The sequence below is a fragment of the Amycolatopsis sp. MtRt-6 genome, assembly GCF_017308975.1.
Taxonomy (GTDB): Bacteria; Actinomycetota; Actinomycetes; order Mycobacteriales; family Pseudonocardiaceae; genus Amycolatopsis.
Map to the genome: position 1 here is coordinate 1 of NZ_JADWPD010000015.1, position 21,943 is coordinate 21,943.

The 21,943-nt window shown below is 72.5% G+C and carries 21 protein-coding genes; 17 read left to right on the top strand and 4 right to left on the bottom strand.

Going from position 1 to position 21,943, the window contains the following annotated elements; translation table 11 throughout:
• The 8 genes from I4Q55_RS24525 to I4Q55_RS24560 form a co-directional block, all read left to right on the top strand.
• Positions 1 to 1,412, top strand: a 1,412-nt coding sequence (locus I4Q55_RS24525; protein WP_242546666.1) for a hypothetical protein, incomplete at its 5' end; no start/stop codon positions are given.
• Between the two features lie 62 nt (positions 1,413 to 1,474).
• Positions 1,475 to 2,287, top strand: coding sequence for a sugar phosphate isomerase/epimerase (locus I4Q55_RS24530; RefSeq protein WP_206790854.1), 813 nt, complete (start codon positions 1,475 to 1,477; stop codon positions 2,285 to 2,287).
• A gap of 135 nt (positions 2,288 to 2,422) precedes the next feature.
• Positions 2,423 to 3,241, top strand: coding sequence for a thioesterase family protein (locus I4Q55_RS24535; protein WP_206791094.1), 819 nt, complete (start codon positions 2,423 to 2,425; stop codon positions 3,239 to 3,241).
• Between the two features lie 126 nt (positions 3,242 to 3,367).
• Entirely contained in the window at positions 3,368 to 4,180 is an 813-nt protein-coding gene (gene proC, locus I4Q55_RS24540; RefSeq protein ID WP_206790855.1) for a pyrroline-5-carboxylate reductase, read from the top strand.
• 193 nt (positions 4,181 to 4,373) lie between these two features.
• Complete coding sequence (locus I4Q55_RS24545) at positions 4,374 to 4,589, top strand: helix-turn-helix domain-containing protein (RefSeq protein WP_013222402.1); 216 nt, start codon at positions 4,374 to 4,376, stop codon at positions 4,587 to 4,589.
• A 178-nt stretch (positions 4,590 to 4,767) separates the two neighbouring features.
• Positions 4,768 to 4,869, top strand: a complete 102-nt coding sequence (locus I4Q55_RS24550) for a 30S ribosomal protein bS22 (RefSeq protein WP_007030867.1) — start codon at positions 4,768 to 4,770, stop codon at positions 4,867 to 4,869.
• A 256-nt stretch (positions 4,870 to 5,125) separates the two neighbouring features.
• A complete protein-coding gene (locus I4Q55_RS24555; protein WP_206790856.1) occupies positions 5,126 to 6,169 on the top strand; it encodes an NAD-dependent epimerase/dehydratase family protein in 1,044 nt (347 codons plus the stop codon).
• A 74-nt stretch (positions 6,170 to 6,243) separates the two neighbouring features.
• Positions 6,244 to 7,257, top strand: coding sequence for a lysophospholipid acyltransferase family protein (locus I4Q55_RS24560; RefSeq protein WP_206790857.1), 1,014 nt, complete (start codon positions 6,244 to 6,246; stop codon positions 7,255 to 7,257).
• Between the two features lie 13 nt (positions 7,258 to 7,270).
• On the opposite strand, the gene I4Q55_RS24565 is transcribed toward I4Q55_RS24560, so the two are convergent.
• The 4 genes from I4Q55_RS24565 to I4Q55_RS24580 all read right to left on the bottom strand — a co-directional run bounded on the left by I4Q55_RS24565 (position 7,271) and on the right by I4Q55_RS24580 (position 11,148).
• On the bottom strand, positions 7,271 to 8,179 hold the full coding sequence (locus I4Q55_RS24565) for a CPBP family intramembrane glutamic endopeptidase (protein WP_206790858.1): 909 nt from the start codon (positions 8,177 to 8,179) through the stop codon (positions 7,271 to 7,273).
• A 128-nt stretch (positions 8,180 to 8,307) separates the two neighbouring features.
• Positions 8,308 to 9,195 carry an HAD-IB family hydrolase gene (locus tag I4Q55_RS24570; protein ID WP_307793292.1) on the bottom strand — a complete coding sequence of 296 codons (888 nt, stop codon included), beginning with the start codon at positions 9,193 to 9,195 and terminating at the stop codon, positions 8,308 to 8,310.
• Positions 9,196 to 9,269: 74 nt separating this feature from the next.
• On the bottom strand, positions 9,270 to 10,340 hold the full coding sequence (locus I4Q55_RS24575; protein ID WP_206790860.1) for a DUF5667 domain-containing protein: 1,071 nt from the start codon (positions 10,338 to 10,340) through the stop codon (positions 9,270 to 9,272).
• Positions 10,341 to 10,455: 115 nt separating this feature from the next.
• Positions 10,456 to 11,148, bottom strand: coding sequence for a sigma-70 family RNA polymerase sigma factor (locus tag I4Q55_RS24580; protein WP_206790861.1), 693 nt, complete (start codon positions 11,146 to 11,148; stop codon positions 10,456 to 10,458).
• A 314-nt stretch (positions 11,149 to 11,462) separates the two neighbouring features.
• Between I4Q55_RS24580 and I4Q55_RS24585 the strand changes: the two genes are divergently transcribed.
• The 9 genes from I4Q55_RS24585 to hemB all read left to right on the top strand — a co-directional run bounded on the left by I4Q55_RS24585 (position 11,463) and on the right by hemB (position 21,932).
• Entirely contained in the window at positions 11,463 to 12,974 is a 1,512-nt protein-coding gene (locus I4Q55_RS24585) for an AMP-binding protein (RefSeq protein WP_206790862.1), read from the top strand.
• A 19-nt stretch (positions 12,975 to 12,993) separates the two neighbouring features.
• Positions 12,994 to 13,233: a glutaredoxin family protein gene (locus I4Q55_RS24590; protein ID WP_206790863.1), complete on the top strand. Its 240-nt coding sequence runs from the start codon at positions 12,994 to 12,996 to the stop codon at positions 13,231 to 13,233.
• 57 nt (positions 13,234 to 13,290) lie between these two features.
• Positions 13,291 to 14,838 (top strand): molybdopterin-dependent oxidoreductase, encoded by a 1,548-nt coding sequence (locus tag I4Q55_RS24595; RefSeq protein ID WP_206790864.1) that lies wholly within the window; start codon positions 13,291 to 13,293, stop codon positions 14,836 to 14,838.
• Positions 14,839 to 14,901: 63 nt separating this feature from the next.
• Positions 14,902 to 15,513, top strand: coding sequence for a fasciclin domain-containing protein (locus tag I4Q55_RS24600; RefSeq protein WP_206790865.1), 612 nt, complete (start codon positions 14,902 to 14,904; stop codon positions 15,511 to 15,513).
• 394 nt (positions 15,514 to 15,907) lie between these two features.
• Positions 15,908 to 16,822, top strand: a complete 915-nt coding sequence (locus I4Q55_RS24605; protein ID WP_206790866.1) for a redox-sensing transcriptional repressor Rex — start codon at positions 15,908 to 15,910, stop codon at positions 16,820 to 16,822.
• Between the two features lie 73 nt (positions 16,823 to 16,895).
• The gene (locus I4Q55_RS24610; RefSeq protein ID WP_206790869.1) at positions 16,896 to 18,203 is read left to right on the top strand and encodes a glutamyl-tRNA reductase; all 1,308 of its coding nucleotides are present in this window, start codon (positions 16,896 to 16,898) and stop codon (positions 18,201 to 18,203) included.
• A gap of 2 nt (positions 18,204 to 18,205) precedes the next feature.
• On the top strand, positions 18,206 to 19,153 hold the full coding sequence (gene hemC / locus I4Q55_RS24615; RefSeq protein WP_307793293.1) for a hydroxymethylbilane synthase: 948 nt from the start codon (positions 18,206 to 18,208) through the stop codon (positions 19,151 to 19,153).
• Between the two features lie 119 nt (positions 19,154 to 19,272).
• On the top strand, positions 19,273 to 20,805 hold the full coding sequence (locus tag I4Q55_RS24620) for a bifunctional uroporphyrinogen-III C-methyltransferase/uroporphyrinogen-III synthase (RefSeq protein WP_206790870.1): 1,533 nt from the start codon (positions 19,273 to 19,275) through the stop codon (positions 20,803 to 20,805).
• A gap of 155 nt (positions 20,806 to 20,960) precedes the next feature.
• Positions 20,961 to 21,932 (top strand): porphobilinogen synthase, encoded by a 972-nt coding sequence (gene hemB / locus I4Q55_RS24625; RefSeq protein WP_206790873.1) that lies wholly within the window; start codon positions 20,961 to 20,963, stop codon positions 21,930 to 21,932.
• Positions 21,933 to 21,943: the final 11 nt, after the last annotated feature.

Here is a 21,943-nt window from a genome sequence, read left to right on the forward strand (position 1 = left end):
CGCCCCGCGCGGTCCCGCAGGACTCCCAGCCGCTGCCCCGGCCGGTGCCGCCGCCCCCGGCGCGGCCCGCCCCCGGTGGCGCGGAGTCCGGCCAGTACGCCCGCCCGGCTCCGCAGGAGTCCGGCCAGTTCGCCCGGCCGCCGCAGGAGTCGGGCCAGTTCGCGCGGCCGGCTCCGCCGGAGCCCGTGCCGCCGCGGCCGCAGGATTCCGACCGGCTGCCCGTGCCGCCGCGCGCCGCGCCGCGCCGCCAGCCCCCGCCACCCCAGCCGTCGCAGCAGCTCCCGGTGCCGCCGCCGCAGCCGTCGCAGCAACTGCCGGTGCCGCCGCCGCAGCCGTCCCAGCAACTGCCGACACCCCCGGCCGCCGCCGAGGAGACCCGCGGCGCCGTTCCGCCGGTCCGGCGCCGGCCCGGCCCGCCGCAGCCCTCGCAGCAGCTCCCGGTGCCGCCGCCGCAGCCGTCCCAGCAACTGCCGGTACCGCCGCCCGGCGGGCCGCTGTCGGCCCGGCTCGACGGCCTCAACGGCACCCCGGACGCCGACGTCGACGTGCCGCCCGGCCCGATGGCCAGCGGGTCGTTCGCGACGCCGCCCGCCGCGCCCGGCCGGCCGCGCCGCGCCCCGGCCCGCCGTCCGGAGCCGAAGCGCGAGGACCACACCGAGCAGTTCTCGGCGGTCGGCGACGAAGAGCCGCCGGTGCCGCCGAAGGGCAAGAAGCCCGAGCCGCCGGAGCCGTCGTCGCCCGCGGGCCTGGCGAACTGGCGCAAGCGGCGGCAGAAGGAGCAGATGGAGGACACCGAGATCGGCGTCATGCCGGCGGTGCCCACCGACGCCCCGGACGACGGCTACCCCGAGGACGACTTCGAACCCGACGGCTTCGCCCCGGAAAGCAGCGGCTACCAGGCCGCCTACGACGCCGGGCCGCCGACCGGCGCGTACCCGCCGCCGATGCCGTTCGCGCCCGGCGACCGGGCCTCGCGGGCCCCGATCCCGGACGACCTCGAACCCTACGAGCGCGAGTTCGCCGACGGCTACCCGCCGGACGGCCCGGACTTCGAGCAGGACGACTACGGCTACGAGCAGGGCGCGGGCTACGAAGACGACGAGTACGACGACGCACCCGAGCCGGCCCCGGAGCCGGAACCCGCGGCTTCGCCCGGCAAGCAGTGGCTGGCCCTGGCCGGCCAGCTGGCGATGGGTGTCGTCGGCGGGGCCGCCGTCTGGCTCGGCTTCAACTGGCTGTGGGTGAACCTCCCCGCCGCCGCGCTGGTCGCCGCGCTGCTGGTGGTCGTCGCGCTGGTCTGGATTGTGCGGAAGATCCGCCGCGCGGAGGACCTGCAGACGACGGTGCTCGCGGTGCTCGTGGGCCTGGTGGTGACGGTCTCCCCGGCCGCGTTGCTGCTGGTCGGCCGCTGACGCGGTGATCCGCGTCGCGTTGGCGGCCCGGCGCTGCCGCGCACCGGCGGTGACGAGGCAGGATGGCGCGCGTGACAGACGAGCAGCCGGTCCCCGTGGGCCTCAGCACGGCGTCGGTGTGGCCCCTCAAGGCGGGGACGGCTTTCGAGCTGGCCGCCGAGCTCGGCTACGACGGCGTCGAGGTGATGGTCTGGGCCGACCCGGTCAGCCAGGACGTCACGGCGCTGCGGCGGCTGTCACGCCGCACCGGCGTCCCCGTGCTGTCGGTGCACTCGCCGTCGCTGCTGATCACCCAGCGGATCTGGTCGCCGGATCCGGCGGTGCGGCTGCGGATGTCCGTCGACGCCGCGCTCGAGCTCGGCGCGCGCACGGTGGTGGTGCACCCGCCGTTCCGCTGGCAGCGCAGGTACGGCGACGCATTCGGTGATCTGGTCGCCGAACTGGAGGAGTCGAGCGGCGTCGAAATCGCCGTCGAAAACATGTTCAAGGTCCGGCCACCAGGTGGTTCGAAGAATTCGCGGGTGTCCGCGTTCCGGCCGTCGATCGATCCGACGGACGTCGGGTTCCGGCACTACACGCTCGACCTGTCCCACACAGCGGCAGCCGACATGGACGCGCTGGCGCTGGCGCAGCGGATGGGGGACGGCCTCTCGCACGTCCATCTGGCGGACGGCACCGGCGTCCCGAAGGACGAACACCTGGTGCCCGGCCGCGGCGGCCAGCCGTGCGCCGAACTGCTCGAGAAGCTGGTCAGCAACGGTTTTGCCGGTCAGATCGTGCTGGAGATCAACACCCGGCACGCCGGCACCGCCGCCCAGCGGGTCCGCGACCTGGCCGAAGCGTTGTTGTTCGCGCGGTTCCACCTCGGGCAATAACCGCGCCCGGAGGATAGCTACTCCCGAGTGCATTTCCGCCGGTCCAACCCGTAAAGTTCGGACCGTGAACCCGTCGCTCTCGTTGCTCGTCACCTACCCCGATTCCCGAAATGGCGCGGACCGTTCGTGAGCGGAATGGACGGCACCGCCGTGTCCTTCGACACGGCGAGTGCGGCGCGGTCGCTGGGGGACGGCACCTTCACCGCGGTGCTGCGTGCGGAGTGGGCCGTCGGCTCGCACCCGCACGGGGGTTTCCTGCTCGCCCTGCTGGCCCGGGCGGCGATCGCCGCCCTGCACGAGCGCGGTGAGCCGCACGCGGAGCCGCTGGTCGTCAGCGCGGAGTTCCTGCACGCGCCCGCGCTCGGCCCGGTGCTGCTGCGCACGGACGTCCGCAAGGTCGGCCGCCGCGCGACGGTGGTCGAGGTCCGCCTGGAGCAGCGCGGCCGCAGCTGCGTCGAAGCCAGGGTGACCACGGGCAGGCTCCCGATGCGCCGCCCGGAGTGGACGGACGTGCCGTCGATGCCTGCCGAGCCGCCACCGGGGGCGCTGGCGATGGCGGAGAGCACCGAGGGGCCGTTCAACCTGGCCAAGGGGTGCGAGGTCCGCCTCGACCCCGCGACGGCCGGGTACCTGGCGGGGCGGACGGGCGAGCCACCCCGGATGCGGCTGTGGGTGCGGCCGCGGCACAGCCTGGTGGACCCGTACTTTTCGCTGCTGGCGTCCGACGTGAACCCGCCGGTGGTGATGAACCTCGGGCGCATCGGCTGGGCGCCGACGGTGCAGCTGACGGCGTTGCTGCGGACGCGCCCGGCGCCGGGCTGGCTGCGGGTGGTGGTGGAGTCGAGGTCGGTGCACGAGTCGTGGTTCGACTCGGACGCGACGGTGGTGGACGCGCAGGGGCGGCTGGTGTGCCAGGCCCGGCAGCTGGGCCTGGCGCCCGCTCCGGGCGGCTGAGGGGCGTGCCCGGAGGGGCATCACGCGTGATTGCAGGGGCATCACGCGTGTTTGGCGGGGCATCACGGTCTCCGTTCACCTCGCCCCGGCACCGGGCCGCCGGGGCGGGTTTGGCACGCTTGGCCCATGACGGTCATCGCGGTGCTGGGTGCGGGCAAGATCGGTGAGGCGTTGCTCTCGGGGCTGCTGCACGGCGGCCACGAAGCCGGCGACCTCCTCTTCACCGAGCGGTACCCGGCGCGCGTGGAAGAGCTCACCAGCCGCTACGGCATCCGCGGCGTCGAGGTCGAAGAAGCCGCCAAGCAGGCCGACATCCTGGTCGTCGCCGTCAAGCCGCAGGACATCGAGCCCGTGCTCGACGAACTCGCGCCGCTGCTCGGGGCGTCGTCGCTCGTCGTGTCGCTCTGCGCCGGGCTGCCCACCTCGCTCTACGAACGGCGGCTCGCCGAAGGCGTCCCCGTCGTCCGGGTCATGCCGAACACCCCGATGCTGGTCAACGAGGCCATGAGCGCCATCTCCGCCGGCCGGTACGCGACCGCCGAGCACCTCGCCGTCGTCCGGGACCTGCTCTCGCACGTCGGGCAGGTCGTCGAGGTGCCCGAAAGCCAGCAGGACGCCGTCACGGCGCTGTCGGGGTCCGGGCCCGCCTACTTCTTCTACCTGGTCGAGGCCATGATCGACGCCGGGATCCTGCTCGGCCTGCCGCGGGCGCTGGCCGGGCAGCTGATCATCCAGTCGGCGGTCGGCGCGGCGAAGATGCTCGCCGAATCCGACGAGCACCCCGTGCTGCTGCGCGAGGCCGTGACGTCGCCGGCCGGGACGACCATCAACGCGATCCGCGAGCTCGAAAAGCACGGCGTGCGCGCCGCGCTGCTGGCCGCCATCGAGGCCGCGAAGGACCGTTCGGTGGAGCTCGGGAAGGCGCACGACGAAGCCTGATTTCGCCGGAAAGGGCGATTGCCCGGGTCTTGCACGCGCGGGTGCTTGTGCGTTAGCCCTGGTAGGGGCCCATCTCGGTGACAGGCGTCGCATTAGTCCCACCAGTCCCGCTACTCTCGATAGAGCACGTGCGTGTCGATACCACAGGTGGGGAAGCCTCGTGGCGCGACACGTGTCGAAGGACGCGGTAAACATGTCGCCGAACAAGAAGGAGGATTTGCCCGCAGTCGGGCAGGTCCAGTTCCTGACGGTCGCCGAGGTGGCCACGCTGATGCGGGTCTCCAAGATGACCGTCTACCGTCTCGTCCACTCGGGTGAGCTGCCCGCCGTCAGGGTCGGGAAGTCCTTCCGGGTGCCGGAGAAAGCAGTGCACGAGTACCTCCAGGGTGCCTACTACGACGTGGGATGAACCGGCCGCCGGGCACGGCGTAGCCGGCGGCGCGCAGCGCTGCGACGTGCCCGCGGACCGGCCCGCTGACCGGCCCGTCACGGGTGACGGGTAACCTGGAAAACCGCTCGTGCCTGTGCGCTCCACCCGTTGGACGCTGCGCCGGGCAGCGTGACCGACGTCGACCTAAGGAGCGCCCATGGGCTCTGTGATCAAGAAGCGCCGTAAGCGCATGTCGAAGAAGAAGCACCGCAAGCTGCTTCGCCGTACGCGCGTCCAGCGTCGTAAGGCCGGCAAGTAAGCCTGCTGAGCGTGACCGTGGCCCGTCCAGTTTCTGGACGGGCCACGTCCATGTGGTGGGCACGTTCCGCCCGTTCGAGTGAGGCGTTCGTCGCTTTCCGGGGAAACCGGCGTTAATAGCACGTGAGACGGCCCGGAGCTACCACTGAAGAGCGGTAACATCTCAAGGGCGTCCGCGCGATGCTTCCAGTGAGTGCAGGTTCGCGCGCCTCGGGTGACCGTCCACCCCCCACATGCCCTACGCCGCAGGGAGTCGCATGCCGTCGAACATCGTGCTCGTCACCGGGGTCGCCGGCGAACTGGGCGGGAAACTGCTCGCCCGGCTGGGCAACAACCCCGACTTCGAACGGGTCATCGGTGTCGACACCGTCCCGCCCGACAAGGCGGTCCTGCAGCGCATGGGCCACGCGGAGTTCGTCCGCGCGGATATCAGGAACCCGTTGATCGCCAAGGTGATCAGCACGGCCAAGGTCGACACGGTGGTGCACGCGTCCTGCACCGCGCACCCGGCCGGGCCGGGCCGCCGCACGGCGATCAAGGAAGTCAACGTCATCGGCACCATGCGGCTGCTCGCCGCCTGCCAGCGCTCGCCGCAGGTCCGGAAGCTGGTGGTCAAGTCGACGGCGGCCGTCTACGGCGCCGGCGCCCGCTCGCAGGCCGTGTTCACCGAGGACTCCGAGCTCATCCCGACGTCGACCAGCGGCTACGCGAAGGACGCCGTCGAGATGGAGGGGTACGTGCGCGGCCTGGTGCGCCGCCGCCCGGACATCACGACGACGCTGTTCCGCTTCGCCAACATCATCGGCCCCGAGACCGACACCGTGCTGGCCCGCTACTTCGCGCTGCCGGTGGTGCCCACGGTCTTCGGCTACGACGCCCGCATCCAGCTGCTGCACTCGGCGGACGCGTTGTCCGTGCTGGAACGGGCGACCCTGCACGACAAAGCCGGCGTGTTCAACGTCGGCGCGGAGGGGGTACTCACCCTCTCGCAGGCGATCCGGCGAGCCGGCCGGGTCGAGCTGCCGATGCCGCGGAGCGTGGTGCCGTCGGTCGGCAAGGTCCTGCGCGGCGCCCGCGTCGTGGACTTCTCCGCCGACCAGGTCCGGTTGCTGAACTTCGGCCGGGTCGTCGACATCGCCAAGCTGAAGCAGGAGTTCGGGTACACCCCGCGGTGGACCACGCGCGAGGCGTTCGACGACTACATCGTGGGACGCGGGCTCCGCCCGGTGCTCGACGGCGGCAAGCTGGCCGGACTGGCCGGCAAGGTGCTCGTCGCGGCGGCGACGGGGCAGAGCCGATGAGCAGGCCCTTCGGGGGTCCGGGTGGCGGAGCCCCCGGCCCGGAGCGGAGCTCCGGTTGTTACAGCAGATCGCACTTGGACGACTTCGGAAGCGAGGCGGGAACGGTGGGTGCCGAGGCGCAGGTCATCCCCCTGCACGGACCGGGCCGGGAGAAGCCGGAAGCGGTGGAGGCCGAGCGTGACCTCCGTGAGCAGGAGCAGGCGCCGGTCGTCGCCTTCCCCGGCGGTGTCGACCGGCCGGCGCCGGACGAGCCGCTGTCGGACGCCGCGCGCTCGGCGCTCGGCTTCCTGCGCGACCGGCTGACCGGCGACTACACGGTCGACGAGTTCGGCTTCGACGCCGAGCTGACCGAGGCGGTGTTCCTCCCGCCGCTGCGCGCGCTGTACAAGAAGTGGTTCCGCGTCGACACGTACGGCGTCGAGAACCTGCCGTCGACCGGCGGCGCGCTGCTGGTGTCCAACCACTCGGGCACCATCCCGCTCGACTCGCTGATGACGGCGGTGGCGGTCCACGACGAGACCGGCGGCCGTCACCTGCGCGGCCTCGGCGCCGACCTGGTGTTCCAGGTGCCGCTGGTGGGGTCGTTCGCCCGCAAGTCCGGCCAGACGCTGGCCTGCCACGCGGACGCCGAGCGCCTGCTGCGCAAGGGCGAGCTGGTCGGGGTGTGGCCGGAGGGCTTCAAGGGGATCGGCAAGCCGTTCGCGTCCCGCTACAAGCTGCAGCGCTTCGGCCGCGGCGGCTTCGTGTCGGCCGCGCTGAAGGCGGGGGTGCCGATCATCCCGGTGTCGGTGATCGGCGCCGAGGAGATCTACCCGAAGCTCGGCGACATCAAGGTGCTGGCCCGGATGCTCGGGCTGCCGTACTTCCCAGTGACGCCGTTCTTCCCGATGTTCGGCCTGCTGGGCGCGGTCCCGCTGCCGACGAAGTGGAGCATCGAGTTCGGGGCGCCGATCGCGACGGACGCGTACGGCCCGGACGCGGTCGACGACCCGATGCTGGTGTTCCAGCTGACCGACCAGGTGCGGGAGTCGATCCAGCAGACGTTGTACCAGCGGCTTTCGCAGCGGAAGTCGGTCTTCCGCGGCTGAGCCCCCGGCGGGATCAGGCGGCCGGTTCCGGGCCTTTCGGCCGGTAGCCGAGCCGTCCCCGGGTCGCGACGAGCAGCACGACGGCGATCACGGTCGAGGCGAGCAGGAACGCGTGAGTCGTGTCCCGGACCGTCAGCGACGGGAACATCTGCGACCAGGCGAGCGAGAAGAAGTTGTTGACGCTCGTGTGCAGCAGCATGGCGAGCGGCAGGCTCTGGCCGGTGCGGTTGAACACCCACGTCATGATGATGCTGAAGGTGACGCAGGTCGCGACGAACTCGATCGGCGTCAGCCAGGTGACGTCCGGCCAGCCGCCCCACTCGCTGAAGAACAGCGGCAGGTGCCAGATCCCCCAGAGCGGGCCCAGGATCAGCGTGCCGCCGAGCGGCCCGTAGCGCTGCTGGAGGCGGGGGAGGGCGAAGTCCCGCCAGCCGGGCTCCTCCGCGAGCCCGGTGGTGACCATCTGCAGCACGAGGCCGGGCAGGTAGGCCACCAGCGTCGCCACGGCGGGGACCATCGGGTTCTGCTCGGAGAGCGCCATCGTGGCGATCGTCAGCGCGGCCGGCACGCTGAGCACGACGGCCACGTACCAGAACCAGTGGACCCGCCACCTGAACAGCCGCCCGGCCCAGCGGCGAAGGCCGACCCGCCCGTCGGCGACCGCGGTGACGAGGAAGGCGGCACCGATCGGGCCGAGGTAGGCGCCGGGCAGGACGCCGGCGAACTGCGACGTACCGAGCAGCTCCGGGAACCGGAAGGGCAGGACGCCCAGGCCGTTCTCCGACAGGATGTACGGGGTCCACGCGACCCAGCTCAGCAGGTTGGCCAGGGCGAAGAACCAGGTCAGCGGATGCCTGCGGAGACTGTCCCGCAGCCCGCCTCCGCCGCCGGTCCGTTCTTCGATGTCCACTCGGGTCGTCACCGCACTGCCCTTCGCCGAAGCCGCTTTTCCGATGGGAAAAGCACACCAGCCGGCGGCGGGCTGGTCATTCCCGCGCGCACCCGAAGAGGAGGTAGCGCAGGCGCTACCGCTGGCTGGGGACCCGGGCGTCAGCGGCGGCGGTAGGCCATCCCGGCCGCCACGGCGCCGGCCAGTGCCCCGGCGCCCAGCACCGACGGCACGCCGATCTTCGCCGCCTTGCGGCCCGTCCGGAAGTCGCGGATCTCCCAACCCCGCGCGCGGGCCACGTCGCGCAACCCGCCGTCCGGGTTGACCGCCACCGCGGTTCCCACCACCGACAGCATCGGGATGTCGTTCGCCGAGTCCGAGTACGCCGTGCAGCGCTTGAGGTTCAAGCCCTCGCGCGATGCCAGAGCCCGCACCGCGTGGGCCTTCGCGCGGCCGTGCAGCAGGTCGCCCACCAGGCGGCCCGTGTAGACGCCGTCGCGGGTCTCCGCCACCGTGCCCAGCGCTCCGGTGAGACCCAGCCGCCGCGAAATGATCGCCGCCAGCTCGATCGGGGTGGCCGTCACCAGCCAGACCCGCTGGCCCGCGTCCAGGTGCATCTGGGCCAGCGCCCGCGTGCCGGACCAGATCTTGTCCGCCATCAGCTCGTCGTAGATCTCTTCGCTGATCGACGTCAGCTCCGCCACCGTGCGGCCGGCCACAAAGGACAGTGCGCGCTCGCGGTGGGTCTTGATGTCCTCTTTGTTCTCGCGGCCGCCGAGCCGGAACTTGATCTGGCCCCAGACGAACCCCGCCAGGTCCGCGGACGTGAAGAACTTCCGGGCCGCCAGGCCGCGGGCGAAGTAGAAGATCGACGCGCCCATCATCATCGTGTTGTCGACGTCGAAGAACGCGGCCGCGGTGAGGTCCGGCGGCGCGGGCGGGGCCGGGGGTTCGGAAAGCGCGTGCGCGGCCTCTGCCGACGCTTCGCCCGCCAGCTCGGCGAGCCGTTCGAGCTCCTGACTCTTGTCCTTGCCACGCCAAGCTGACACGTACACCGCCTCCACGTCTCCTTCGCACAGCGTAGCGAGCCGCCCACCGTGTCGTCGCAGGTGTGGGGCGGACCTCAGCCGATGATGATCGGCGGCAGGCCCGGCAGCAGCGGCGGGATCGACACCAGTGGCGGCGGGGACGTCGTGGTCGTCGGAGCGGGCGGGCGGGACGTCGTCGGCGGCTGGCCGTACACCGGGGGTGGCGTCACCCCGCCCGTCGGTGCCGGGATGCCCGGGGTCGCCGCGGCGTCCGACGGCGGCAGCTGCGTGCCCGTCGCCGCCGGGGCCGTGCTCTCCGCCGACGAAGGCGCGACCGGTGCCGACGTCGGCTGGCCACCGGCGGCCGGGGCGGGCCGCTGCGTGCACGCGCCGGTCGCCGGGAGCGGGCCCAGCTCGTCGGACGCGCCCGTGGTGATCTGGTAGCAGTTCATCCGCGCCACCAGGCCGGTCGTGCGCTCCTGGACCTTGCCGAGCAGGTCCCGGGCGTCGCCGAACACCGGCGCCGCGTCGGCCGGGAGCGGCTGCGCGGTCAGCCTCGCCGCCTGGTTGCGCGCCCACAGCCGCAGGTCCGACAGCGCCTGCGTGCCACCGCCGTCGCTGGTCGCGACGGCGGACAGCTGGGCGACGCCGGCCTGCAGGTCGGCGGCGAAGTCGTCGTAGGCGGTGCGGTAGTCGGCCTCGCTCGCGCCTTCGGCGGCGAGCTCACCCAGCTCCGTGATCCGGTTGGTGGCGAACTCGAGGTGCTTGTGCGCCTTCTCCTGCTCGCCGAACGTCAGGCCCAGCGCGGTCGACTCGCCGGCGCGTTTGACGCCGTACAGCGGGTCGCCGGGCAACGCCGAACGCGAGAGCACCAGCGTCAGTCCCGACAGCACCAGGAAGAGGAAGAGCGCGGCGGCCACCAGGTCGGCGGTCCGCGGCCGCCACCTCCGACGTGGGGTGGTGGCCGCCGCCGTCTCCAGGCGGCCGGCGATCTCCGCGCGGATCCGCTGCCGGGTCTCCAGGTCCGGGGCCCCGGCCGCGCCGAGGTCGCGCAAGGCGCCGACGAGCGCGAGCTCGTCGGCGAACTCGTCGTCCCGGCGCACCGGCGACGGTTCCAGGGCACGCGCGAACCGCTCGATCTCGGCTCGCTCACGCGCAAACCTCACGGCGCTGCTCTCCATCCCGGGCCTCGGCCGGTCCTGACACCGGTCTGCGTGGAGTAACGAACCGGAAGCCGCCAGGGTTACCGGTTTCGGTCGACGAACAGAAAAGTTCGCGGGTTCAGCGCAATCCGGTGGGCAGAAGTTGTGCCAATCGGCGTACCGCGCGGTGCTGGAGCGCCTTGATCGCGCCTTCGTTGCGGTTCATGATCTCGGCCGTCTCGGCCACCGACAGGCCCTGCAGGAACCGCAGGACAATGCACTCCCGCTGGTCGTCGCCCAGTTCCGCGACGCAGCGCAGGAGCTCGGCGCGGGTGGCGCGGAACATCGCCTCCTGCTCGGGGCCTGCCTGGGCGGTCGCGCCGACGCTGAACGGCGCCGAGCCGGGCTCGGTGACCTCGTCGGTGACCACCTCGAGCTTGAACCGGCTCGACTTCACGTGGTCGAGCACGAGGTTGCGGGCGATGGTGACGAACCACGCGCCGACGTCACGGCCCTGGTAGCTCACCGACGTGATGCGGCGCAGCGCGCGCAGGAACGTCTCGCTGGTGACGTCTTCGGCGAGGTCGCGGTCGCCGAGCCGGAACAGCACGTACCGGTAGACGACGTCGACGTAGCGGTCGTAGAGCCGGCCGAAGGCGGACGAGTCGCCGTCCTGCGCGGCGCGCACCAGGTCCCAGGCCTCGGCCTTCGCCGCCTCGGCGCGCTCGTCGTCGGCCGCCTGCCTGCTCAGCGGCACGGCGGACGTCCGGCCGAAGACGCGCTCGGCGAACATGAAGACGGGCCCGCGGCTCACGGCGGTCGGCACGGTCATCGGGCGGCACCTCCGGCGGTGGCTTCGACCCAGCGGGCCTCGGAACCCCCGGAACCCGGATGAGCAGGGGCCTGCCGGCTCGCATGCCCCACGACCTCGTGGGCAGGCAAGTTCCTCACGGCGACTCCCTCTCTCCGGTCGCGGCGGTGATCAAGGACACCGGCGCGACGCAGTGCAGCATACGTGTAGTTACCGCTAAGTAGGTAGTGGTTCCGGGGTTGCGCAGACGCGACGCTCGCGGTCAGCACCCATGACGTCGCTTCAGATGACAGACTTGCAACGGTTCACGCCGAGCGAGGAGAGGTGGGTCGCGGGTGAGTGCTCCAGAGGGGACGCAGCCGGGGGTCGGCGGGCTGCTCACACGGGCCGCGGCGACGTGGCCGGAGCACCCGGCCGTGCTCGAGACCGGCACCGGACGCGGCCTGACCTACCGCGAGGTCGACGCGGCCGCCCAGGCCCAGGCCCGCAGGCTGGCGGAGGCCGGCGTCGGGCCCGGTGACCGGGTCGGGCTGCGGCTGCCGACGTCGACGGACTTCGTGGTCGCCTTCTTCGGCGCGCTGCGGGCGGGCGCCGTGGTCGTGCCGTTGTCGCCGCAGGTGCCCGGGCCCGAGCTCGAGAAGCTGCTCGAACACAGCGGCGCGAAGGTCGTCGTCCAGCGTGAGGCGGACGACGACCTGCCGGACGGCGTGAGCGGCGTCACGCCCGGGGGTGACCCGGACGGAGGAGGCGAGGTCGCCGAAACCGGCCGGTCCGGAGAGGACATCGCGGTCATTTCGTACACATCCGGCACCACCGGGCCGCCGCGCGGGGTGATGCTGTCGCACCGCGCGCTGCTGGCGAACCTGGAGCAGATCAGCGGGCTCGAGGGCGCTCTCGAGCAGGACGACCGCGTGCTGATCACCATCCCGCTCTTCCACGTCTACGGCCTCGGGCCCGGCCTGCTGCAGGCCACCGCCGTCGGCGCGACCGCGGTCCTGTCGGAGCGCTTCGAAGCCCAGCGGACGCTGGACGACTGCGCCGAGCACCGCGTCACCTCGATCACCGGCGTCCCGACGATGTACGGCGAGTTCGCCGCGTTCGGCGCCGACGAGCTGCGCCGCGGCCTGGCCACCGTGCGGCGGATGACGTCGGGCGCCGCGCCACTGCACCCGAAGGTGCTGACCGCCATCCGCGAGGCGACCGGCCTCGACGTCTACGAGGGCTACGGCCTCACCGAATGCGCGCCGGTCGTGACGTCCACGCTGGTCACCGGCTACCCGAAGCCGGGCTCGGTCGGGCGGCCGCTGCCCGGCATCGAGCTGCGGCTGGTGGACAGCGACGGCACCGACCAGGCCGTGCCGCTCGACCCGGACGACGTCGACGACGTCTTCGAGGCCGAAGGCGAGACCGGGCTGGTGTCGATCCGCGGCGCCAACCTGTTCTCCGGCTACTGGCCCGACGGCGACCACGGCCCGGACGACGACGGCTGGTTCCGCACCGGCGACGTCGGCTACCTCGACACCGACGGCGACCTGCACCTGGTCGACCGGGCCAACGACCTGATCATCGTCAACGGCTTCAACGTCTTCCCGCGCGAGATCGAAGAGGTCATCGGCCGGCTGCCGGAGGTGGCCGAGGCCGCGGTCGTCGGCGTGGTCGACGAGCGCAGCGGCGAGGCGGTCAAGGCGGTCGTCGTGCCGTCGGCCGGGGCGGCGCTGTCCGAGCAGCAGGTCGTCGACCACTGCGCGGCCCACCTGGCCGGGTACAAGGTGCCGCACCTGGTCGAGTTCGCCGAGTCGCTGCCGCACTCGGCCACCGGGAAGCTGCGCCGCATGCGGTTGCGGTAGGTGCGGTAGGAAGGACGGCATGGCGCACGAAGTGACGGTGATGGGCCGGGACGGCTGCCACCTCTGCGAGGTCGCGGAGGCGGACGTCGCCCGGATCTGCGGGGAGCTCGGGGTCGCCTGGAAGACCGAGGACGTCGACACCGACCCCGAGTGGCGCGCCGAGTACGGCGACCGCGTCCCGGTGATCCTGGTCGACGGCGCCGAGCACGGGTACTGGCGCGTCGAAGAGGACCGGCTGCGGCGCGCGCTGCAGCCGTAACCCGCTCGTAAGGGGAATCGGGCAGCCTTCCGCATCGAGTGCTCCGAAGATGGAGGCGTGAGCACTCTCCAGGACGCGCCGCCGCGACAGCTTTCCTTGCCGGTCGCGACGTTGATCGGCCTCCTCGCGCTGGCCGCCGCGCTCGGCGTCGGGCACCTGGTCGCGGGCTTCGTCGGGTACACGGCGTCACCGTTCATCGCGGTGGCGAACTACGTCATCGACCACAGCCCGACGGCGATCGTGAAGTGGGCCGAGCGGACGCTGGGCACCTGGGACAAGCCGGTGCTCAAGATCGGGCTCGCGGTCGTGCTGGTCCTGCTCGCGCTGCTGGCCGGGCAGCTTTCCCGCCGGACGCCGCGGGCCGGGCAGGTGCTCGTCTTCGTGCTCGGCGCCGCCGGTGTCGCGGCCGTGTACGCACGCAGCGACCTCGGGCAGGTTTCGCTGCTCGCGCCGGTCGCCGCACTGGTCGCCGGCCTGGCGGTGTTCACCTTCCTGCACCGGATCGCGCTGCCGGTGGACGTCGTCGACGAGCGCGGCTTCGACCGCCGCGGGTTCCTGCGGGCCGGGGTGGGCGTGGCCGCGGGGTCGGGGATCGCGGCCGTCGTCGGCCAGGTCGCGGGGACCAGGACGAACGCCGAGGACTCGCGGGCCGCCGTCGGGCCGCTCGTGCCCGCGCGCACCGCGCCGCCGCTGCCCGCGGACGCCGACTTCGCGAAGCTCGGCTCGCCGCCGTTCATCACGCCGAACGCGGACTTCTACCGCATCGACACCGCGCTGGTCGTGCCGCAGGTCCGCGCCGAGGACTGGAGCCTGAAGATCCACGGGATGGTCGACCGCGAGGTGACCTTCTCCTACGCCGACATCCGCAGCCGGCCGCTGGTCGAACGCCGGGTGACGCTCACCTGCGTGTCGAACGAGGTCGGCGGGCCGCTGATCTCGAACGCGACCTGGCTCGGCGTCGACCTCGCCGACCTGCTCGACGAGGCCGGCGTGCGGCCGGGCGCGGAGCAGATGTTCGCCACCAGCGTCGACGGCTGGACGTGCGGCACCCCGGCGGACGTCGCCCTCGACCGCACCCGCGGCGCGATGCTGGCGATCGGGATGAACGGCGAGCCGCTGCCGGTCGAGCACGGCTTCCCGGCGCGGATCGTCATCCCCGGCCTGTACGGCTACGTGTCGGCGACGAAGTGGGTCGAGTCGCTGGAGTTCACCCGGTGGGACGCCCGGCAGGCGTACTGGCTGAGCCGGGGGTGGGCGGAGCAGGCCCCGATCAAGACGGAGTCGCGGATCGACACGCCGAGCGGGTTCGCCGGGGTCACGGCGGGCAAGGTCCGGCTGGCCGGCACGGCGTGGGCGCAGCCCACCGGGATCGCGAAGGTCGAGGTCCGGCTGGACCAGGGACCGTGGCAGCAGGCGACGCTGTCGGCGGAGGTGAGCAAGGACACCTGGCGGATGTGGTGGATCGAGCTCGACGTGCCGAAGGGCACGCACCAGGCGTCGGTCCGGGCGACCGACCAGGGCGGCTACACGCAGACGGAGAACCGCGCCGACCCGGCCCCGGACGGCGCCACCGGCTGGCACTCGGTCACTCTCGACGCCCGCTGAGGCCCGTCGCCCGATGCGGTGAGTGCGGGTGAGCCGGGGCCGATCTCCGGCGAAGATCGGCGGATGAGCGCTTTCCGCCGGGTTCTTCCCCTGGTCACGGTCGTGGCCTGCGGCCTGGCCGCCTGCAGCAGCGGTGACCGCCCCGGCAACGCGACCACCGGGCCGGGTGCGACCTCGATCACCCCGCCCGCGCCGGTGACGACCACGGCACCCGCCATCGGCCCGGGCGTCTTCGGGCCCGGCTGCGACTCCCTCCGCGGCCGCCTGGCGGCCATGGCGGACCTGCCCGTCGTGCGCGCGGCGGCGGCGAGTTTCGTCCTCGGCGAGTGGGTCGAGGCGGTCGAAGCGGCCCACGTCGCCGACCCGCTCGACGGCGCGCCGGCCGTGACCGTGTTCGCCCCCGTGGACGCGGCCTTCGAGGCGGCCGGGCCGGCCGCCCGGCAGGTGAACGCCCTCGACTACCACGTACTCGACCAGCGTTACGACGCCGCGGGCCTGCAGCGCGCGGGCGGGGTGCGGACCCGTGACGGCGGCGCCGGGCCACTCGCCTTCGGCGGCTCGGGCGGGCAGCTGACCGTCAACGGCGTGCCGGTCCTCTGCGGCAACATCCCGGCGAAGAACGCGACCCTGTTCGTGATCGGGACGGTCCTCACGCCGGGCACCAACGCCCGCTGAAGCGCGGCCGCGATCGGTCCGCCGATGGTGGTCGCGGCCACCCTATGGCTAAATGTCACTTCCGCGTGACACTTGGAAGTGCCACTTCTGCGTGACACTTAGCCATAGGGTGCCGCTCACCGCCCCGGGTGGCCCGTTCGCCGCGCCCCCGTGGGCCGGCGTTCGATCGCCGCCGGCCCGCGCCGAAGCCGGAAGTGCCTGGTGGACAAGGATTCTGACGCCGCGTCATGATCGCGCGGACCCCGGAACCGCCTCCGACCAGTGACTTTGTGCGTGCGTTCACAAGTGGTCTACCGTAGGGCCATCGCCCGGGGCGGGCCGGTATCGAACCGGACTCCGGGTCCTGGGTCAAGACACAGTTCCGAGATGTGCACAGCGGGCAGGAGACGACGGCGTGGTGACACAGCGGGGGAGGCGCGACGCGGCGGACTCCCCGGGCCGGGCGCCCCGGCGGCCCCGCCGTCCGGCCGGCCCGGACGCCGACAACGCCCCGACCGCCGAGATGCCCGCGGTACCCGCCGACGAGCCGGGCCGCAACGGGGACGCCCCCGAGGCCGTCCGGGCGAAGTCCATCCCCGAGGCCGCCGTCGCGCGGCTCGCCGTCTACCTGCGCGTCCTGTCCGGGATGTCCGAACAGGGTGCGACGACCGTCTCCAGCGAAGAGCTGTCGCAGGCCGCCGGCGTCAATTCCGCGAAGCTGCGCAAAGACCTTTCCTACCTGGGCTCCTACGGCACCCGCGGCGTCGGCTACGAGGTCGGCGTCCTGGTCAGCCAGATCGAGCGCATCCTCGGCCTGACCCGCCAGCACAAGGTGGCCGTGGTCGGGATCGGGAACCTGGGCCACGCGCTGGCCAACTACGGCGGCTTCCCGGGGCGCGGCTTCCCGGTCGAAGCGCTGTTCGACCTGGACGCGGACCTGATCGGCGTGCCGGTCGGCGGCCTCCCGGTCTCGCACATGGACGACATCCCCCGCATCTGCGCCGAGCGCGGCATCTCCATCGGCGTGATCGCCACGCCGCCGACCGCGGCGCAATCGGTGTGTGACCGGCTGGTCGCGGGCGGTGTCCAGTGCATCCTCAACTTCGCTCCGGTCGTCCTGCAGGTTCCTGCTCACATCGAGGTCCGCAAAGTGGATTTGGCCGTGGAGCTGCAGATACTCTCGTTCCATGTGGCCCGCCGAGCGGACGACGCCGCCGGCAATCAGGGCAATACCGGATTACCTGGTGGGGTTCTCCAGGCCGAGAATGGAAACGGCAGGCGGAACGGCTCGGGTCCGGACGGCGGACGGGAAATGGTGGTGCGCTCATGAGCGAGCTTGCGAGTGAATCAATCAACACAGCGCTTGCCGCTCAGGCCACGCCGAGCGCCAGCGAGGTGTGCGCATGAGCGTGTTGGCGGTCGGTCTCTCGCACCGGAGTGCGGAGCTGAGCACGCTCGAGCGCGTCGCGGTGCCGGCGCCCGAGATCGGCAAGGTCCTCGACGAACTGCAGCAGGCCGAGCACGTCAGTGAGGTCATGCTCGTCTCGACCTGCAACCGGATCGAGGTCTACGCGGTCGTCGAGACCTTCCACGGCGGCCTCAACGACGTCTCCGAGGTGCTCGCCCGCCAGGCCGGGATGGCGCCCGCCGAGCTCTACGACAGCCTGTACGTCCACTACGCCGGTGCCGCCGTCGAGCACCTGTTCTCGGTCACCTCGGGCCTGGACTCGATGGTCGTCGGCGAGACGCAGATCCTCGGCCAGGTCCGGTCGGCCTACGCCACCGCGCGCGAGGCCGGCACCGTCGGCCGCACGCTGCACGAGCTGATCCAGACCACGCTGCGCGTCGGCAAGCGCGTGCACACCGAGACCGGCCTCGACCAGCTCGGCGCGTCGGTCGTCTCCGAAGCGCTCGCCGCGGCCGGGGACGTCAGCGGCAAGCACGCCGTCATCGTCGGCGCCGGCTCGATGGGCGCGCTGAGCGCGTCGCAGCTGCGGAAGGCCGGGATCGGCGAGATCACCGTGGCCAACCGCACCGACGCCCGCGCCCGGCGGCTCGCCGCGAACGTCACCGAGCAGGGCGTGCCGGCCCGCGCGGTCCCGCTGTCCGCCGTCGCCGACGCCGTCCGCGAAGCCGACATCGTGATCTGCTGCACCGGCGCGCAGGACGCCGTCTTCGCCACGGAGCACGTGCTGCCGCGCGGCGGCCGGGCCCTCGTCGTCTGCGACCTGGGCCTGCCCCGCGACGTCGACCCGGAGGTCAGCGAGCTGGCGGACGTGCGCGTCGTCGACCTGGCCACCATCCAGCGCCGGATGCGCGAGGCGGGCACGCCGACCACCGAGCGCCAGACCGCCAAGGCGACCGGGATCGTCCTCGACGAGGTGCGCGAGTACCTCGCCGGGCAGCGCAGCGCCGAGGTGACGCCGACCGTGACCGCGCTGCGCCGTCGCGCGGCCGAGGTCGTCGACGCCGAGCTGCTCCGGCTGGACAACCGCCTGCCCGAGCTGGACGGCGCCGTCCGCGAGGAGGTCGGCCGCACTGTCCGCCGGGTGGTCGACAAGCTGCTGCACGCGCCGACGGTGCGGGTCAAGCAGCTGGCCGCCGAGACGGCCGACACCGACTACGCGAACGCGTTGCGAGAACTGTTCTGCCTCGACCCGCAGGCGCCCGCCGCGGTGGCGAGCCCGAAGCCCCCCTCAGAGAAGAAGTAGTAGTGACCAGAGTCATTCGCATGGGCACGCGCGGTTCGAAGCTCGCGCTCGCCCAGACCGGGACCGTCGCCGACGCCCTGCGCGCCACCGGCGCCGAGGTCGAGATCGTCAAGGTGACCACGCCCGGTGACCAGTCCTCCGCGCCGATTCCCACGATCGGGGTCGGCGTCTTCACGTCGGCGCTGCGGGAAGCGTTGCTGGGCAACGAGGTCGACGTCATCGTCCACTCGTACAAGGACCTGCCGACCGCCCCCGAACCGGGCATCACGCTGGCCGCCGTGCCGCCGCGCGAGGACCCGCGGGACGCCTTGGTCGCGCGCGACGGGCTGACGCTCGGTGAGCTGCTGCCCGGCGCGAAGGTGGGCACGGGTTCCCCGCGGCGCACCGCGCAGCTGCGTGCGCTGGGTCTCGGTTTGGAAATCGTGCCGATTCGCGGCAATATCGACACCCGCATGCGCAAGGTGTCCGACGGCGAGCTCGATGCCGTGGTGCTCGCGCGTGCCGGACTGGCCAGGATCGGCCGGGCCGAGGCGATCACCGAGACCCTCGACCCGATCCAGATGCTGCCCGCGCCCGCGCAGGGCGCGCTGGCGGTGGAGTGCCGGGCCGCCGACGTGGACCTCGAGCAGCTGCTCCGGTCCACTTTGGACGACGAGGGCACGCGGGCCGCGGTGACGGCCGAGCGTTCCCTGCTGGCCGCGCTCGAGGCGGGGTGCAGCGCGCCGGTGGGCGCGCTCGCCGAGATCGTCGAAGATCTCGACGCCGAGGGCAAGGTCGTGGAACGGATCTCGCTGCGCGGCACCGCCGCCGCGGAAGACGAGAACGGCGCGGTGGACATGGTCCGGGCCATCGCGCTGGCAGACAAGGACCAGGCCGCCCAGCTGGGCAAGGACCTGGCCGCCGAGCTGCTGGACCTGGGGGCCGGAGCACTCTCCGGCCCCGCTCAGTAGCGCTCTCGCGAGCGCTTTCGAAGGCTGTAGCTCTGAAAAGAGTGCTTCGAAAAAGACATTTATAGGAGACCTGCGGCCAGGCGATCGGGCACGGCCGCCGCAAGAGGAGAAACGCACAGATGACCCCCGCGCGAAAGACCACCGGGCGCGTAGCGTTCGTGGGCTCCGGCCCCGGCGACGCAGGCCTGCTCACGGTCCGTGCCCAGGAACTGCTCGCCAAGGCCGAGGTCGTGGTGACCGACCCCGACGTGCCGCAGTCCGTGCTGGCCATGGCCGCCGAGGGCGCCGAGGTCCGGCCCGCCGTCGGCGAAGCCGCCGAGGTCGCCAAGGACCTGACCGCCGAGGCCAAGGCCGGCCGGCTGGTGCTGCGCCTGGTCGCGGGCGACCCGCTGACCACCCCGGCCGTGGTGGCCGAGGTCCAGGCGGTCGCGCGCACGAGCGCCGTGTTCGACGTCATCCCGGGTGTTTCCCCGGCCGCGGCCGTCCCGGCGTACGCGGGCGTCGCGCTGGGCGGCACGCACACCGAGGTCGACGTCCGCGGCGACGTCGACTGGGCGGCCCTGGCCGCCGCGCCCGGCCCGCTGGTGCTGCACGCGACGTCGGCGCACCTGGCCGAGGCCGCCTCGGCGCTGACCGGCAACGGCGTCCCGGCGTCGACCCCGGTCGCGGTCACCGCGAACGGCACCATCAACACCCAGCGCACCCTCGACACGACGCTCGAGAAGGTCGCCAACGACGCGGGCGAGCTCGTCGGGCCGCTGATCGTCACGATCGGCCAGGCCGCCGGCACGCGTTCGAAGCTGTCGTGGTGGGAGTCGCGCGCGCTCTACGGCTGGAAGGTCCTGGTGCCGCGCACCAAGGAGCAGGCCGGCGAGATGGCCGAGCGCCTGCGTGGCCACGGCGCGACGTCGCACGAGGTGCCGACCATCTCGGTCGAGCCGCCCCGCAGCCCGGCGCAGATGGAGCGCTCGGTCAAGGGCCTGGTCGACGGCCGCTACCAGTGGATCGTCTTCACCTCCACCAACGCGGTCCGCGCGGTGTGGGAGAAGTTCGAGGAGTTCGGGCTCGACGCCCGCGCGTTCTCCGGCGTGAAGATCGCCTGCGTCGGCGAATCGACCGCGGCGAAGGTGCGCTCGTTCGGCATCATCCCGGAGCTGGTTCCGTCCGGCGAGCAGTCGTCGGAAGGCCTGCTGGCCGAATTCCCGCCGTACGACGACGTGCTCGACCCGGTCGACCGCGTGCTGCTGCCGCGGGCGGACATCGCCACCGAGACGCTGTCGGCCGGCCTGCGCGAGCGCGGCTGGGAGATCGACGACGTGACGGCCTACCGGACCGTCCGGGCCGCCCCGCCGCCCGCCGAGACCCGCGAGATGATCAAGACCGGCGGCTTCGACGCGGTCTGCTTCACCTCGTCCTCGACCGTGCGGAACCTGGTCGGCATCGCCGGCAAGCCGCACACCCGCACGCTGGTCGCGTGCATCGGCCCGAAGACCGCGGAGACCGCGGTGGAGTTCGGGCTCCGGGTCGACGTCCAGCCGGAGAAGGCCGACGTGCCGCACCTGGTGGACGCGCTGGCCGAGCACGCCGCTCGGCTGCGTGCCGAGGGCGCGCTGCCGCCGCCGCGCAAGGCGAAGCGGGCCCGCCGCTCCTGAGTCCCCAGCGCCCCAAGGCGGCCTTGGTTGCGTTCAACGCACCGAAGGCCGCCTTGGGTGCGTTCAACGCACCGAAGGCCACATTGGGGCGCTTTGATCCGGGCAGGGCACCCTTGCGGAACTCCGGCAAAAGGCGCGGGAGTACCTTGGTAAGGGTGTTCCCCGAGCATCGTCCCCGCAGGCTTCGCACCACCCCGGCCATGCGCAGGCTGGTGGGCGAAACGACGCTGCGGCCACGCCAGCTGATCCTCCCCATGTTCGTCGCCGAAGGGATCGACGCGCCGCGGCCGATCGCGAGCATGCCCGGCGTCGTCCAGCACACCCGTGACACGCTGCGGAAGGCCGCCGTCGACGCGGTCAACGCCGGTGTCGGCGGGCTCATGCTGTTCGGCCTCCCGGCCAAGCACGACGCCGAGGGCTCCGGAGCCGTCGACGAGAACGGCATCCTCAACGTCGCCCTGCGCGACCTGCGGCACGAGCTCGGTGACGCCACCGTGCTGATGGCCGACACCTGCCTCGACGAGTTCACCGACCACGGCCACTGCGGTGTCCTGGACGCCGACGGCAACGTCGACAACGACGCCACCCTGCGCATCTACGCCCAGATGGCCGTCGCCCAGGCCGAAGCCGGGGCGCACGTGCTCGGGCCGTCCGGGATGATGGACGGCCAGATCGGCGTCATCCGCCGGGCGCTCGACGAGGTCGGGCACAAGGACACGGCGATTCTGGCGTACTCCGCGAAGTACGCCAGCTCGTTCTTCGGCCCCTTCCGCGAGGCCGTCAACTCCCAGCTCAAGGGCGACCGCAAGACCTACCAGCAGGACCCGGGCAACGGCCGCGAGGCGCTGCGCGAGATCGAGCTCGACCTCGCCGAGGGCGCGGACATGATCATGGTCAAGCCCGCGCTGGCCTACCTGGACGTCGTCAAGGCGGCGGCGGACGTCTCCCCGGTGCCGGTGGCGGCGTACAACATCTCGGGCGAGTACGCGATGGTCGAGGCCGCCGCGGCGAACGGCTGGCTCGACCGCGAGCGGACGGTCCTCGAGGTGCTGACGTCGATCCGCCGCGCGGGCGCGGACATGATCCTCAGCTACTGGGCCGCCGAAGCCGCAGCCTGGCTGGACTGACCCGTTAGAGT